Source organism: Heyndrickxia ginsengihumi, assembly GCF_011008565.1.
In the GTDB taxonomy this organism is placed as follows: Bacteria; Bacillota; Bacilli; order Bacillales; family Bacillaceae_C; genus Weizmannia; species Weizmannia ginsengihumi.
Window position 1 is genome coordinate 23,876 of the sequence record NZ_JAAIWK010000034.1, and the last position, 14,605, is coordinate 38,480.

A 14,605-nucleotide genomic window follows, 5' to 3' on the forward strand; every position below is an offset into this window, starting at 1 on the left:
TAATGTAACACGTTTGTGCAGCAAATCTATACAAATAAACTAAAGCCCTTGATTGCATCTATTCAAGGGCTTGTCAGTATATGATGTCACTCTTTTTCTATCCAAACTTGCATTTCGCCTGGGGAACGGTTGGCCCAGCAGTAATAAGGGATAAAGGTGATTTTTTTCTTTTCGTATTCTTCAGGTAAGTCAGTGGAATATAATTGATGATCCCACTCCATTTGGACAATTCTCTTTTTGGCGTTTACTTCGATGACCCCGACACCGCCTAAAAGTCCCGTTTCAAAATGGTAGTTGAACGGCTCATTTTTAGGGATACGAATAAGATGTAGGTTTTTTTCGTTATCTTCTTCTTCTAAACAATAAATAAATGGCCCGCGTTGGATAGCAATTTTATTTACATTGGCTTTTACATATGGATTGGCTGACCATACTTGAATATTCACATCGAGTGATAAAATTATTTCATCATTTTGTTGCCATTCCCTATGAATGATGATATATCCGTTTTTAGGCTTTTGATCTATTTCTGCTCCGTTAAGATAAATTTTATATGTTTTTGACCAGCTTGGAATGCGGACAGCTAAGCCAAATGTAGATGGAGCATCTTGTTGGATATGGAACCTTATATCTCCGCCCCATGGAACATTCGTTTCTTGCTGTAATGATACTTTTGTTCCTTTCACATGAATGGATGTTTGATTTGTTAAATATAAGTTTGTGTAAATGATATCATCACTAATTGTATATATATATTTATCAAGTGAAGTTAACATCCGGGCGAGGTTTGGGGGGCAGCAGGCACATCCAAACCATTCTGGACGAGTTACTTTAACATGGCTTTTACCGGGATCTTTTGCACTGTTTTCCGGGTTAACTTCTAACGGATTCACGTAGAAAAAGTGCTTTCCATCTAATGCCATACCGCTAATGACGGTATTATAAAGTGCTCTTTCTAAAGTATCTGCATAAGAACTATTCGTATCATTTTTTAGCATATTGTAAGCAAAAAATATTAATCCAATCGATGCACAAGTTTCGCAGTACATTGTATCGTTCGGTAGATCGTAATCTGAAGTAAAGGCCTCGCCATCGACCGTTGAGCCAATACCGCCTGTAATATACATTCGTCTTTCTACAATACTCTTCCAAAGTTTTCTGCAGGCAGAGAGCATTTCCTTATCTTTACTTAAATATGCAACATCTGCCATTGCTGCACAAAGATAGACGAGCCGTACTGCATGACCTTCTGCACTATCCTGCTCAAGGATTGGCCGATGTGCTTGGTAATAGCTTAGCGGCCGATGGTGCATTCCTTCAATGACAGCTTTTTTACCAGTATCTTCTTGTCGTTGTCGATCAAAGAATGAAGAATCTGTTCCGCGCTCATATAAGAAAAATCTGCTTAAGTTTAAGTATTTTCTTTCCTTTGTTACTTGATAAAGTTTTGCTAAAGCAAGTTCAATTTCTTCATGACCATCATAGCCTTTTATTTTACCGTCCTCATTGCCGAAATTGGCATCAATACAATCTGCTAATTTACAGGCGATCCGCAAAGCTTTCTCATTTTTGGTTGTTTCATAGTAAGCAACTGCCGCTTCAATATAATGGCCGGCACAATATAATTCATGGCTTTCTGCCAGCATTTTAAATCTTCTTTCAGGCTCCTCTATGGAAAAGTAAGTATTTAAGTAGCCGTCTTTTTCTTGTGCAAGTTCCAATAAATCAATCACACTGTCTGCTAATTCTTTTAATTTCTCATCAAAAGTATGGTGTAATGAATATGCTACTGCTTCTAACCATTTATAAACATCACTATCCTGGAAGACCCAGCCGTAATGTTTCCCTTCTTTTAAGCCGGCTGCAATTTTAAAATTTTCAATTGCATGACTCTTTTCTGATGGAATGGTTTCATCATTACGCTCTTTCTCAATAGTGATATTTGCCTTATCGTTTAGCACATCCCATTGATAGGGGATCATTTCTTTTCTAACAATCTCTAAATAACGTGACCAAAATTGGTCGGTAATGTTCACATTATGAATGTGAATAGGAGTATTATGTTGTACATTCATCTCGGACATGTGAAAACTTCCCTTCTTTTAAAGTGATAGTATTCTAAATTAACCGTTTCTAAAAAAGATTCATTAACTTGCTTTATTAGCCGTTAAGTCGTTTCGTATTTGTAGTTCATTTTTTTCATATTTATAGTAGAAAAGCATTGGGATAATTCCGAGTGTAAAAATAATTGTAGGAACCCAAATAAACGAAAATTGAATTCCAAATAAGGAAGCGTGGGACTGCACTGTGTTGGGAACATATCCAAATGCACCCATAATTTGAGTAGGAATAAAACCGCCGATGCCTGTTCCTGCTTTAATACAAAATGCACTGCCAATAGCGGTTAAAAATCCACTGGCCCGTATCCCTGTTTTCCATTCCCCATAATCAACAGTATCTGATAGCATGGCAAAGGGCATTGAACAAGCGATACCAGAACCAATACACCCGATAATCCATCCGATGATTATGACACTGAGTGTTGTTCCAGCGACAAACATAATGATTTGTCCTATTGCCGCGAGAAGGAACCCGGTGATCATCGTTGAACGTTTTGAGGAAAACTTTACGATAAATGGAATGACAGCCATACCGAGTACTTGAATAATGGAGATTCCATTAATAAGTGGGACTAAATGTTTATTACCGATATTGTATTCAAAATAATATACAAGCGTTGATGTTCTAATCGTAAGCGCAACCCAAAACAATAAATTAGCTGAAACGACAATTATCCATGGCCAATTCCCTTTTATTGTTTTGATACTTTTTTTAACTGGAATCGCCTTCATTTTTTCTGTGTTAATTTCTTTTAAATCTACAAATGCAATTAAGAACATAATCACTGCGATGACAGCAAATAAGCCGACAGTCATCGTGAATCCTTTTTGATTGTTTCCTCCTCCAAAAAAAGCAACTAGTGGGAGAGTAAAAGTAACGGCTGCAAAGTTCCCGATGTTACCGCCAACCATTCGGAAAGAATTTAGAATCACACGTTCGTTAGGATTTCTCGTTAAATTTGGAAGAATGGAGGTAATCGGTGTTGCGATACCGCTGTAACTAATACCAGCTAAAATATATGTGATCGTTGCATAAGCAATTTTCCATGATCCATCAATTTGCGGTGTTGTGAATGTTAACACTGTAAATAACGCAAATGGAATACAAAGCCAGAGAAAATAAGGTCGGCTTTGACCATATTTCGTTTTAGTATGATCAATAATAAACCCCCAAATAGGTGCATCAATTGCGTCTATTAATCTTGTCAATAATAACAATGTTCCAGCTACTCCTACAGATAGACCAAAAACATCTGTATAAAAGTACAACAAATAGCCGCCGATGATGCAATATAATAAATTACCGCTTGTATCTGTTAATGCATAGCTTATTCGGCGATGGAATGGAACTTTATCAGATAAAAGTGTTGTGTTAGACATAACTATAGCCTCCCAAAAATAGCATTCAAGTATGATAGAAAACAGTACTTATAAGGCAATTGCGTATTTAGTTCATAATGGCCATTATGATAAAGAAGAAAGGTTCCTTTCGCCTTTATCATATTGTAAGCGCTTTTCTAGTCGCGGGAGAACTTCTGAAAATGTAGTTTTAGTGTCCTTTTCCGACTTCTTAAACGAATCATGAAAGGAATAGCATTCATTTTAGTCACATAAAATGCTGTAATTATGTCTATATATGGTATAATCGCTTTATGATAGCGTTTCCTAATTGGCTGTTAGGCAATTGTAGTGTTTAAAACCGACTTTTGGTTTAAAAAATAGAAGGTTAATCAATTATAAAACAATCAGTTACTAATTCTATTTGTTAAAAGAAGAAAAAGTATAGGTGATGAAAGATGGATTCACTATGGAAAATCAATATTGAAAGACCACTGGCGTACTATAAATGCGGCCAATTTATAAGCTCTGAAGATTGGAAGCATAAACACATGCAGTTGAGCAGAGACTTTGAATTAATCATTGGGTTACAGCAATCCATTTTTATTCAAGTAGGAAGCAGCCAATATGAACTTCAACAAGGCGATGTATTACTTATTCCTCCAGATGTTCCCTATTTTGGCTATCGTCCATCACGAAAAGGTGCAAGCTTTTTCTGGCTTCACTTTTTTTCTCGAGTAGAAGCTGTTCCGTATGCAAAAGAGCAGTTGATTAACCATTTAATCGCGTATGAAATTGATGCTCATAAAGCAGTCATTAACAATTCTGTCTTTTTACCGGCTTACTTTCGGGTTACCTATACAGATAAACCTTTTATATTGATGAAGCAGATTTTAGACATCGCAAATGCTTCTTACTATAGTACATTTGCCGTTGATTATGTAGTAACGGAACTGTTAATTGAGTTGACTGAACAGTATCACAAACAGTTACTCGACAGTAAAGCCAGCCATACTGAAAATACGCAGAGATTTTCGCAAATATTAGAATGGATTCGTGTGAATATTTACGAAGACTTAAGTGTAAAAGAAATTGCCGATATGTTCTCTTTTAACGCAGATCATTTAACGCGGCTTTTTAAAAAAAGGATTGGAATGAGTACGAAAAAATATATCAATACATTAAAGCTCAATAAAGCAAAGGAGCTATTATGTACAACGAACAAAACAATCAAAGAGATTTCCTATGAATTAAATTTTAAGGATGAAAAATACTTTATGAAGTTATTTAAAAATTATGAAGGAATCACGCCAAGCCAATTTCGTGATGCGTATCCTAATACTTATATTAATACAATTTCCGTAGATCCCGATATTCCAATTCCAGCCCATTTATATCATCCACCTTCATAACTACATCTTTATCACTACTTGCAAAATAATAGGCGTTAATTGGCCTTCCACCGTATTTTATATATAAGTGGTGGCCCAACGACAAAAAAGATTAAATCTTATTGATTTGATCTTTTTTTCTATGTTTCTAACGTGAAATAAATATTTCCAGTTATAGTTTCTTTTGCTAAAAATATAGTTCGATATTTGTAAAATGTTAAGAGAGTATATAGAATTATGTGCTAAACTGAATGGAGAAATATCAAGCTTCTTGAATATTTGCACATATAAATGAATAGATAATGTATATTGGGTTTTTAAAGTGCTTTTAATCTTTAAAATAATTATACTAGTTTCTGGGGTGAAATCTATGAGCAAAAGAAACATCATTATTATCAGTAGCCTTGTAGTTGCAGTGCTACTTGTATTCGCAGGCATTTATTACTATCAGGCAACCCATTTCAATAAACATGTTACGATTAATAATACAAAAGTTGGGGGATTAACGGCTAATCAGGCATTGAAAAAGTTAAAATCAGCTGTATCCAAAAATGTTGTTTATGTTGGAGAAAAGAGAATTTATGATGGAAAAGATACGAAGATGGGATTTACGAATAAGGATTTATCCGAAGTGAAAAATTTATTAAAAAAACAGCAGACTTTTTTCCCTTCTTCAAAGGTAAAAAATTATTCACTGAAACCGAGCCAAGTTGATCGTGATCATCAGCAAACGATGGAAAAGAAAATAAAAGAAAAGCTGTTGAAGATGAATAAAGGTTTAAAGGTGCCTAAAGATGCCGAAGCCCATTTGAAGAAAGGGAAAATTTCCATTTCCAAAAGTGTCAATGGAAAGCAGTATGATATCGCCAGCCTATTAAAAGATTATGAGAAACAGAGTTACAATAGTGAAATCCATTTAAATCCTTTATATATACAACCTATAAAGGAAAATTCGCCAATTATAAAAGAAGAAAAGAAAAAGCTGCAAGAACTTGTTCAACGTACAGTAAATTATAAGGTACAGGACAAAGTGTATGCTTTTAAAGCAAGTGAATTAATTAAAAATGCATCTGTAACGAAAAATATGAAATATGTTATTGATAAGAGTGGGATTGAGAAAAAGTTGGACGATATTAATCACTCTCAATCAACTTTAAATAAAAACTATACATTTAAGACTCACTCAGGCTCGGTCATATCTGTCAAAGGGGAATCATACGGCTGGGCAATAGATATCGGTGAAGAAGCAAAACGCATTCAAGAGGCGCTTGAAAAAGGGAAGAAAACGATCCTTGCCTATAACGTCTACGGAGTTGGCTGGAACCCTAACGGTGTCGGCTATCATACGACAACGAATCATGGGATTGGAAACACATATGTAGAGGTATCGATTAAGGAACAGCGTATATGGGTTTATAAAGATGGAAAATTAAAAGTCACGACCAATGTCGTAACAGGCAGACATGACGTGCACGAAGATACTCCAACAGGTGTGTGGTACATTATGTATAAACAATCACCGTCGATTCTTAAAGGCAGCGAAGTGGGAAATTCCAATTATTCTATTAAAGTTTCATATTGGGCACCTTTTACGAATAGTGGCTGCGGATTTCACGATGCGAGCTGGAGAAAAAACTGGGCAAAAGATGCCTATCTTAAGCAAGGATCTGGTGGATGCGTGAATACACCACCAAGTGCTATGAAAACTGTATATAACAATATTAGCCAATATGAACCGGTTATTATTTATTGAGAAATGGTCATCTAGTTCAATGTTATTTGAAAAAAATTGGTACGTTGTTTTACTGCATCATATATAGGACGAGATCCATTGGAACTCGTCCTATTATTTACAATTGCGCCTAAATATGGAAACGTTGTACGGCTGTTTGGAGTGTTTTTGCCATTTGAGATAACACTTCAGAGGATGAAGCAATTTCCTCCATAGATGCTAGTTGCTGCTTAGTAGTAGCAGAGACATTTTGTGTGCCTGTTGATGCTTCTTGCGCTACTTGTTCAATTGTATTAAATAATTCAATAATATGTTTAGTGCCCCGATAAAGTTCACTTGAAGAGTTGGATATTGATCTAATCGCTTCTTCTATATTCTGTACCATATTCGAGATTTCAAAAAATGAAACACCCGCCTCATTTACAGCGTCAATTCCTTGCTGTACTTCGTCTAATAATTCGTTCATAGATTTAACGGCCTCATTTGTATCTTGTTGGGTGGAGGTGATGAGACTTGCAATTTTTTCTGCTGAACGCCGTGATTGTTCAGATAATCTTCGAACTTGATCGGCAACAACTGCAAATCCAAGACCATGTTCCCCTGCACGGGCAGCTTCAATATTAGCATTTAATGCTAATAAATTGGTTTCATCCGCAATATTTGTAATAAGCTCTGTAATATTACCAATTTCATTTGAACGATTACCCAGCACTTCAATCATGTGCGCTAATGTGTTCACAGTCCTTTCAATCAATTGGATTTGCTCTACAACATATTTAATAGATGAATTTCCTTTTATTGCTCTTTCTGATGTTTCTTTTGACTTTGTCAGCGAATGTTTCGTATGCATATCGATCAGATCAACAATCCCTGATACATTTTGAACTACATGCGATGTTTTTTCTATGCTTGTAAATTGGTTTTCCATTCCGAAAGCAAGTTCTTGGATCGTATTACGAATTTCCTCGGATGCTTTAGATGTTTGATCTGCACTGCCTGAAAGCTGTACGGCATGCCCACGTAATTGTTCTGTATTTCCCCTGACCTTTTCAATTAAGGTTGATAGCTCTGTCTTCATTGTGTTAAAGTCACTTGTTAATTGACCAATTTCATCTTTCCTATTATCAGTAATATCTACGGTGAAATTTCCTTTACCAGCTTCAGTTAATGCTCCTGATAATTGTTGTATTCTTCTTCGCAGTCTATTTGTATATAGAATGATGATACTGATAGAAAGGGCTACTAAAACAGCAAGAACAGTTAAGAAAATCATGAAAATCGAGTGAATGGTTTTACTTACAAGTAATTCTGAAGCACCTACATAAAACATACCAATTATTTTACCGTTATGATCTTTAATTGGTATATATGCTGTTTGGTAGTCTTTGCCTAGTACATTCGCATCCCCAAAATAGGACTTCCCTTTTTGAAGCACAGATTCGGTAACAGCTTCTGAAGCTTTCGTACCTATTTCACGTTTCCCATTTAAGGAAATATTTGTTGCGATTCGAGTATTGTGCTGAAATAATGTTACAGTATCTCCAGTTGCTTTTCCGATCCCATCTACTAATGCATTATTACCGTTCATCAGATAAGATCCTTTATAGAGATTTCCGTTTTCAATATGCCATTCTCCTGGATATTTCGTTTCCAAATATAAATATGCAAGTTTGACATCGCCTTTTGCTTTTGCTAAAGCGGAATGTTTAATACCCTTGGAAACTTGTCCATGGACGATAACGGCTAATACGCCAGAAAGAACAAGCATAGTAGAAACAACAATGAGATTAATTTGTGATCGTATACTCATATTTTTAAATGTGGACAATGTTTATTCCTCTCCCAGTTACTATTATAAAATGATAAATTTATAGGAATTTCCTTAACATATAGACTAATAGCATTATTTTTCTTGAAATAGCTGCATGATTATTATAATAGAAACAAGACTATTTAACTATATAGACGAGAGATTTAAATACAATTTGATTTTAATTCGGATAAAAGATCCCCAGTAAAAAAGTAAATGAAATAAGAAAATACGAATTTATTCAATTAAATTGATACTTATAGAGAAATGGTAAAAAAGGCGATCACTTGAAAAACACATAAGTGATAGTTTTTGTTTTAGTTTGGAGTGCAAAGGGGTGAATAAATTTACAATTTTCAAAAGGAAAACTATACTGATAATATTAAAAAAGCTGGAAAATAAATAATGGAAGCTTCGTCTGATTACTTGCTTCTTAAAACATCACCTTAGGAAAGGAGTAGCAAAAGAGAATGATAAAAGAAGAAAAAGTAAATTTAGAGAATGAAACACATTTAAACCAACTAGCATCTGTAGGACAAATTGCAGCTGGAATTGCACATGAGGTCAAAAATCCATTAACTGCTGTGAAAGGTTTTTTGCAGCTATTACAACAAGAAAGTGATAGTCAATATATTAATATTGCACAGACAGAGTTAGATAATGCTATTACGACACTAAATAATTTACTTCAAGTATCCAAGCCGGAATTAGAAGATGAAGAGTTACAATCTATTAATTTAGCAGTTGAAATTGAATCTATTTTAAATCTATTTCAAGATAAATTGTACGATATTACCGTTGTGAAGGATTTTAAAGATACAGAGACATTGATTGTTGGTAAGAAAAGTCAGTTTAAAAAAGCGTTCTTTAATCTTATTAAAAATGCTATTGAATCTATTGAAGGAAAAGGGACAATTACACTGTCCCATGCTTTACAAAACAATGAGGTCATCGTGACGATTAAAGATACAGGAGCAGGCATTCCTGAAGAAAAATTAGCATTGCTTGGAACACCATTTTTTACGACAAAGGCTGAAGGTACAGGGATGGGGCTAACCCAAGTTTTTTCTGCTATTTATCAACATGGCGGGCAAGTCATTGTGGAAAGTAAAGAAAATCAAGGGACAACATTTACAATCAAAATACCGTTACGGCTGCAAATGGATAAAGGAGTGGTAAGAAAATTGAATTTAATTTATAAAGATTCTTTTTCCATTAGAGACTTCTTTTTAAAGAATAGAAAAATCTTTGAAGAACGACTACTTGATGAAGCGATCAATGTAAAAGATAAAATCGAAGAGATACATAAAATTGGTAATATTAATCTATTAAATAATGCACATAAATTAGTAATGTTTGTAGTGGAAGAACGAGAGCATGAATTAATTTCATTCGCTAAGCAAGAGGGGATCGCATGGGCTAAGCACTCTTTAACACTTGCGTTTAAACTGGAGTGGGTTCATGCAATCCGCAGAACTTTATGGGATTTCTTGTATAATTATGATATTAAAAACGGTTCAGAATCTAATAGGGATTCTTTTTTTGCTTTAGAAAAGAAAATTAATGAACTTATAGATCAGTTTTTTACTCATTTTTTTATAAGTTATTCAACATATAAGGATGAATTGATAGAGAAGCAACGTACACTAGTTGAAAATCTTTCTGTACCAATTATTCCTATTAATAAAGATATATGCATCCTGCCTGTTACTGGCAAAATAGATATGATACGAGTTCATACAATCCAGGATAAAGTGTTTGATGAAATAGAAAACCAACATATTCAAATATTAATTTTAGATCTTTCCGGTGCCGCTCCTATGGACGGTGAGATCACAAGGCAGTTATTAAAAATAATTGAGGGGATTTCAATGATGGGCTGCAAAACCATTGTGACAGGTATACGTGCTGAGATTGTAAAAAGTATTATATCTTCAGGAGTAGGGTTTATGAATCAAGCGGAATTTAAAGGAACACTTCAGGTGGCCTTAAATGATGTGATTTATAATCATAAACAACCTCAGGAAGTTTAATGTTTATGATTGAATTTGATGTTGAAGTGTACATAATCTATTTTTAAACGATTATGAAACAATTTATAGGTTTATTGGAAAGTTATTTTTTTACATAGTGAAATTAGGAAAAAACAGGCTGGGACAAAGCACAAAAGTGGTTAGTTAAAGACGAACATTACCCAATCAGCTCCGGAAATAGACGAAGGCTTCTGCCAGAGGCTCACCAGCTTCCGCGGAAAGCGAAGTATATTTTTGGAGCGGGGTGGAGCACACTTTTCGGTTTTCTTTAGTTACCATCTTCTGTCCCAACCTCTTCTCAATGTTAAATTAGAGGGGGCGAGCAGCACTTTCTAAATGTTCGCGAATCACTTGTATTGCTTCATCAATATTTTTTACATTGATCATAATTTTTTTGTCGGCCGGATATTGATCCGTTGAATGTTTGTACAAAGGATCGTAGTAATATTCAAGTAATAATCTGACGGCAGAAGAATAATTTCCTGCAATCAAATCCGATTCAATTTGCTTTGCAATTGGTGTATGGATTCTCCGTTTAATACGATTAAAAGCATCTAGACACTCCTGCTCATGGTTCCATGGCTGATAGTCCTCTAAGATATGTGTTACTCTCTCCTCAATAGGCATAACAATAAATAATTGGGTACCTTTCTCTTTTTTTTCTATTAAGAAGTCAGGAACTTCAACTTTTCCGATGCGTTTTCCTTCTCCCTCAAGTAAGAAGTATGAGGCTGACTTTAATTTTTCAAGTTCCTCAATTAGCAAAGCGTCAAACGACTTTTGATTATTGGGCTCTAAGCCAATTTGTCCAAAAATAGATCCTCTATGGTTTGCGATTCCTTCAAGATCAATAACAGGGAAACCTTCTGCGCGAAGTCGATGAAGAATCGTTGTTTTACCAGAGCCAGTATTCCCGTTTAAAATATAAGCTTTTTGTTGCAATTGCATCGTTTTTAACTTTTCTACGACCCAATTACGATATGAACGATACCCACCATTTAAACGCGCAACTTTAATTCCCATTAAAGAAAGAACAGTAGCAGAAGTTCGGCTTCGCATACCGCCTCTCCAACAGAAAACTGCTTTTTTACCCTCGATTTTTGAAAATTCTTTTACAAAAGCTGGCAATTTGGCGGAGACGATTTCGAGCCCACGTTCTTTAGCGGCTTGTGGGCTTACTTGTTTGTAAATTGTTCCAATTTCAGCTCTTTCTTCGTCATTAAAGAATGGGATATTTAAACTACCGGGTATGGTAGCGTTTTTATATTCTGATGGAGATCTCACATCAATAATGGTAAGTTTACCTTGCTTTTTTAGTTCGAGTAAGTCCTCGATTGAAATATCCTGAAACACAGTCTTTCCACCTCTCTTTTTCAACGTAAATAGAAATTACAATTTGACACTGGATTTAATTGAAAAAATCGGCCTTTACGCCGATTTTTTTAATATCATGAATAAATTGTTAATGGTTATAGTACAGAAATATGACCTGGATTTTCTGCCACCACTTCACCAATTAATCCTGCTTGTACTCCGGCTTTTTGTAATGCTACTAGTAAATCATTTGCTTCTGTATCTGAAACGGCAATTAATAGACCACCGGATGTAACCGCATCGCATAAAATCCATTGATCGATTTGATCCATTGTTTTAGGAAATGTTACATCACCTTTTAAATGAGAAAAATTATTTTTTGTTCCACCTGGAACAGCACCTTTTTCTGCTAATTCTCTTACTCTTGGTAATGTTGGTATTTGGTCTTTATAAATGTTTAAACTAGTATTACTGCCTTTTGCCATTTCGGAGGCATGTCCGAGTAAACCAAAACCTGTTACATCAGTACAAGCGTGAACATCATAGGATTTCATTATTTCCGAAGCTGTTTTATTTAATGTAGACATCACCTTTGTCACACGAGCAATTTCTTCTTCTTCTAATAAGTCTCTTTTAATTGAAGTGGTCAAAATACCAACACCAATTGGTTTTGTTAAGATCAGTTTATCCCCTGGCTTTGCCCCTGCATTAGTAAGCACTTTATCAGGATGAACAACACCAGTTACAGCAAGACCAAACTTAGGTTCTTTATCATCGATTGAATGGCCACCGACTAGCGTAACCCCAGCTTCTTTTAATTTATCTCCTGCTCCGCGTAAAATTTCCGTTAAGATTTGTTTGTCCAATGTAGAGATAGGGAATGCTACAATATTTAATGCTGTTAAAGGTTTTCCGCCCATTGCATAAATATCACTAATCGCATTTGCTGCAGCAACTTGTCCGAACGAATATGGATCATCCACAATAGGAGTAAAGAAATCAACAGTTTGAACAATTGCTAAGTCATCAGTTAAACGGTAAACACCAGCATCATCACTCGTATCTAATCCAACCAATAAATTGGGATTAGGAGCAGCTGGCGGTAAATTTCTTAAAACTTGTGCCAAGTCAGTCGGGCCAATTTTGCAACCGCAGCCTCCTTTTGAAGATAAAGAGGTTAACTTTATATGATTTGTTTCTGTCATTAGAAAACAACCTTTCTGTACATATATATCTTTATTATAAGATATCGTGTCAATAAAGTGAAAAGAATGCGCAGATTAAGGACGATCTAGTTTCATATAAATTCTGTCTTTCGAGAAAAAATCACAAATACCCTCTAATAATTATGGTATAATAATATGTCAAAAAAAAATGATAAGGAGGTACCATGTTGCAATTAGAAACAACACAACAACAGCAATTAAGTCATAGAAAAATGTTCTGGTTAGTTGTTGCTTTTATAATAATCGCAGCTGTTGGGTTACTTTATGTAAAATGGTGGCCTTATTATAACAAATCCATTTTAGCAGCCAATCAACATTCAATTGGGTCTTCTATATTAGGAAATACGGCAAATGCAACATTCTCTTGGCACTCTGCCTTAGATTATTCAGTTGCTTATTTTCAATCTGTATGGAAGGCAGCAATCCTTGGAATTTTACTTGGCTCTTTGCTACAAGTATTATTACCAACATTCTGGCTTCTTAAAATACTTGGAAAAACATCATTTGGCAGTACAGCAATTGCAGGAATTGCTTCGGTTCCTGGAATGATGTGTACATGTTGTGCAGCTCCAATGGCTGTTGGCCTTCGCAAAAAAAATGTTTCAGTCGGAGCTGCATTAGCCTTTTGGATTGGGAATCCAATGATTAATCCTGCGACATTAATTTTTATGACTTTTGTATTGTCGTGGAAATTCACGATCATACGTCTTGTTTTTGGTCTTATTTTAACTTTTGGTGTAAGCTACTTAGCCAATCGATTTACAAAAGATACTCAGCCGATCGATGTAGAACAGTATATTCATGATGATGATAAACAGGAAGGCAGCTTTTTAGTAAGATGGTTCAAAAGCTTAGGAAGTATGCTTCTTTATATTGTGCCTTCATATGTATTATCTGTACTGCTTTTAGGAGCTGTACGTGTATGGCTATTCCCGGAATTAAGTGGTTCAGTTGCCAATAGTTTAATAGCGATTATTATCTTTGCAATTGCTGGGATGATTTTTGTAATTCCGACTGCTGCTGAAATTCCAATTATCCAAACCTTTTTATCACTTGGCTTTGGAGGCGGACCCGCAGGAGCGTTGTTAATTACGCTACCAGCAATCAGTTTACCGTCTTTATTAATTGTAGCGAAGTCATTTCCAAAAAAAGTATTATTGTTTGTCATTACATCCGTTGTGATTATTGGATTAGTAAGTGGATTAATTGGTAAGTTCGTATTATAAGTTAATAATAATGTAAGAGATAAATGAAAAAAATTAGAGATGGGGAATTCCACCTCTAATTTTTTTCTTTAAAAAAGGGTTTAAAAGTAATGTTTCTGTTCTTTACAGATGTTAGTATAATAAAACATTTAGTTGCTTTTTATTAAAAGATTTACGGTTATAAATTTTTTTGTTTAAAACCATTGACAATTAGATACTGACTTGGTAAGATAATAAACGTCGCTGATACAGAAAAAATTATTTTAAAAAATATTTGACGACAATGGGACAAGATGATATAATAATTTTTGTCTTTAAAACATGATAGTAAGATAGTTCTTTGAAAACTGAACAAAACGAAACGTCAATTTTTTTATGAGCTTATATCAAACATCTTTTTGGAGAGTTTGATCCTGGCTCAGGACGAACGCTGGCG

General features: G+C 34.9%; 9 protein-coding genes. 4 read left to right on the top strand and 5 right to left on the bottom strand.

The window, feature by feature from the left end:
* Nucleotides 1–86: 86 nt before the first annotated feature.
* Together G4D61_RS16015 and G4D61_RS16020 are read right to left on the bottom strand one after the other, a co-directional pair.
* The gene (locus tag G4D61_RS16015; RefSeq protein ID WP_235929389.1) at nucleotides 87–2,084 is read right to left on the bottom strand and encodes a glycoside hydrolase family 127 protein; all 1,998 of its coding nucleotides are present in this window, start codon (nucleotides 2,082–2,084) and stop codon (nucleotides 87–89) included.
* A 63-nt stretch (nucleotides 2,085–2,147) separates the two neighbouring features.
* Nucleotides 2,148–3,500 carry a glycoside-pentoside-hexuronide (GPH):cation symporter gene (locus G4D61_RS16020; RefSeq protein ID WP_163174384.1) on the bottom strand — a complete coding sequence of 451 codons (1,353 nt, stop codon included), beginning with the start codon at nucleotides 3,498–3,500 and terminating at the stop codon, nucleotides 2,148–2,150.
* A gap of 416 nt (nucleotides 3,501–3,916) precedes the next feature.
* Between G4D61_RS16020 and G4D61_RS16025 the strand changes: the two genes are divergently transcribed.
* Together G4D61_RS16025 and G4D61_RS16030 are read left to right on the top strand one after the other, a co-directional pair.
* Entirely contained in the window at nucleotides 3,917–4,870 is a 954-nt protein-coding gene (locus G4D61_RS16025) for a helix-turn-helix domain-containing protein (RefSeq protein ID WP_035355758.1), read from the top strand.
* A gap of 349 nt (nucleotides 4,871–5,219) precedes the next feature.
* The gene (locus G4D61_RS16030) at nucleotides 5,220–6,602 is read left to right on the top strand and encodes a L,D-transpeptidase family protein (protein ID WP_035355761.1); all 1,383 of its coding nucleotides are present in this window, start codon (nucleotides 5,220–5,222) and stop codon (nucleotides 6,600–6,602) included.
* 109 nt (nucleotides 6,603–6,711) lie between these two features.
* On the opposite strand, the gene G4D61_RS16035 is transcribed toward G4D61_RS16030, so the two are convergent.
* Nucleotides 6,712–8,409: a methyl-accepting chemotaxis protein gene (locus tag G4D61_RS16035; protein WP_052137941.1), complete on the bottom strand. Its 1,698-nt coding sequence runs from the start codon at nucleotides 8,407–8,409 to the stop codon at nucleotides 6,712–6,714.
* A gap of 452 nt (nucleotides 8,410–8,861) precedes the next feature.
* Here G4D61_RS16035 and G4D61_RS16040 point away from each other — a divergent pair, with 452 nt between their 5' ends.
* Nucleotides 8,862–10,424 carry an ATP-binding protein gene (locus tag G4D61_RS16040; protein ID WP_163174386.1) on the top strand — a complete coding sequence of 521 codons (1,563 nt, stop codon included), beginning with the start codon at nucleotides 8,862–8,864 and terminating at the stop codon, nucleotides 10,422–10,424.
* A gap of 309 nt (nucleotides 10,425–10,733) precedes the next feature.
* On the opposite strand, the gene mnmH is transcribed toward G4D61_RS16040, so the two are convergent.
* Both mnmH and selD read right to left on the bottom strand, forming a co-directional pair.
* Nucleotides 10,734–11,777, bottom strand: coding sequence for a tRNA 2-selenouridine(34) synthase MnmH (gene mnmH / locus G4D61_RS16045; RefSeq protein ID WP_163174388.1), 1,044 nt, complete (start codon nucleotides 11,775–11,777; stop codon nucleotides 10,734–10,736).
* A 116-nt stretch (nucleotides 11,778–11,893) separates the two neighbouring features.
* The gene (gene selD / locus G4D61_RS16050) at nucleotides 11,894–12,943 is read right to left on the bottom strand and encodes a selenide, water dikinase SelD (protein ID WP_163174390.1); all 1,050 of its coding nucleotides are present in this window, start codon (nucleotides 12,941–12,943) and stop codon (nucleotides 11,894–11,896) included.
* Nucleotides 12,944–13,128: 185 nt separating this feature from the next.
* Between selD and G4D61_RS16055 the strand changes: the two genes are divergently transcribed.
* Nucleotides 13,129–14,190 carry a permease gene (locus G4D61_RS16055; protein WP_163174392.1) on the top strand — a complete coding sequence of 354 codons (1,062 nt, stop codon included), beginning with the start codon at nucleotides 13,129–13,131 and terminating at the stop codon, nucleotides 14,188–14,190.
* Nucleotides 14,191–14,605 lie beyond the last annotated feature (415 nt).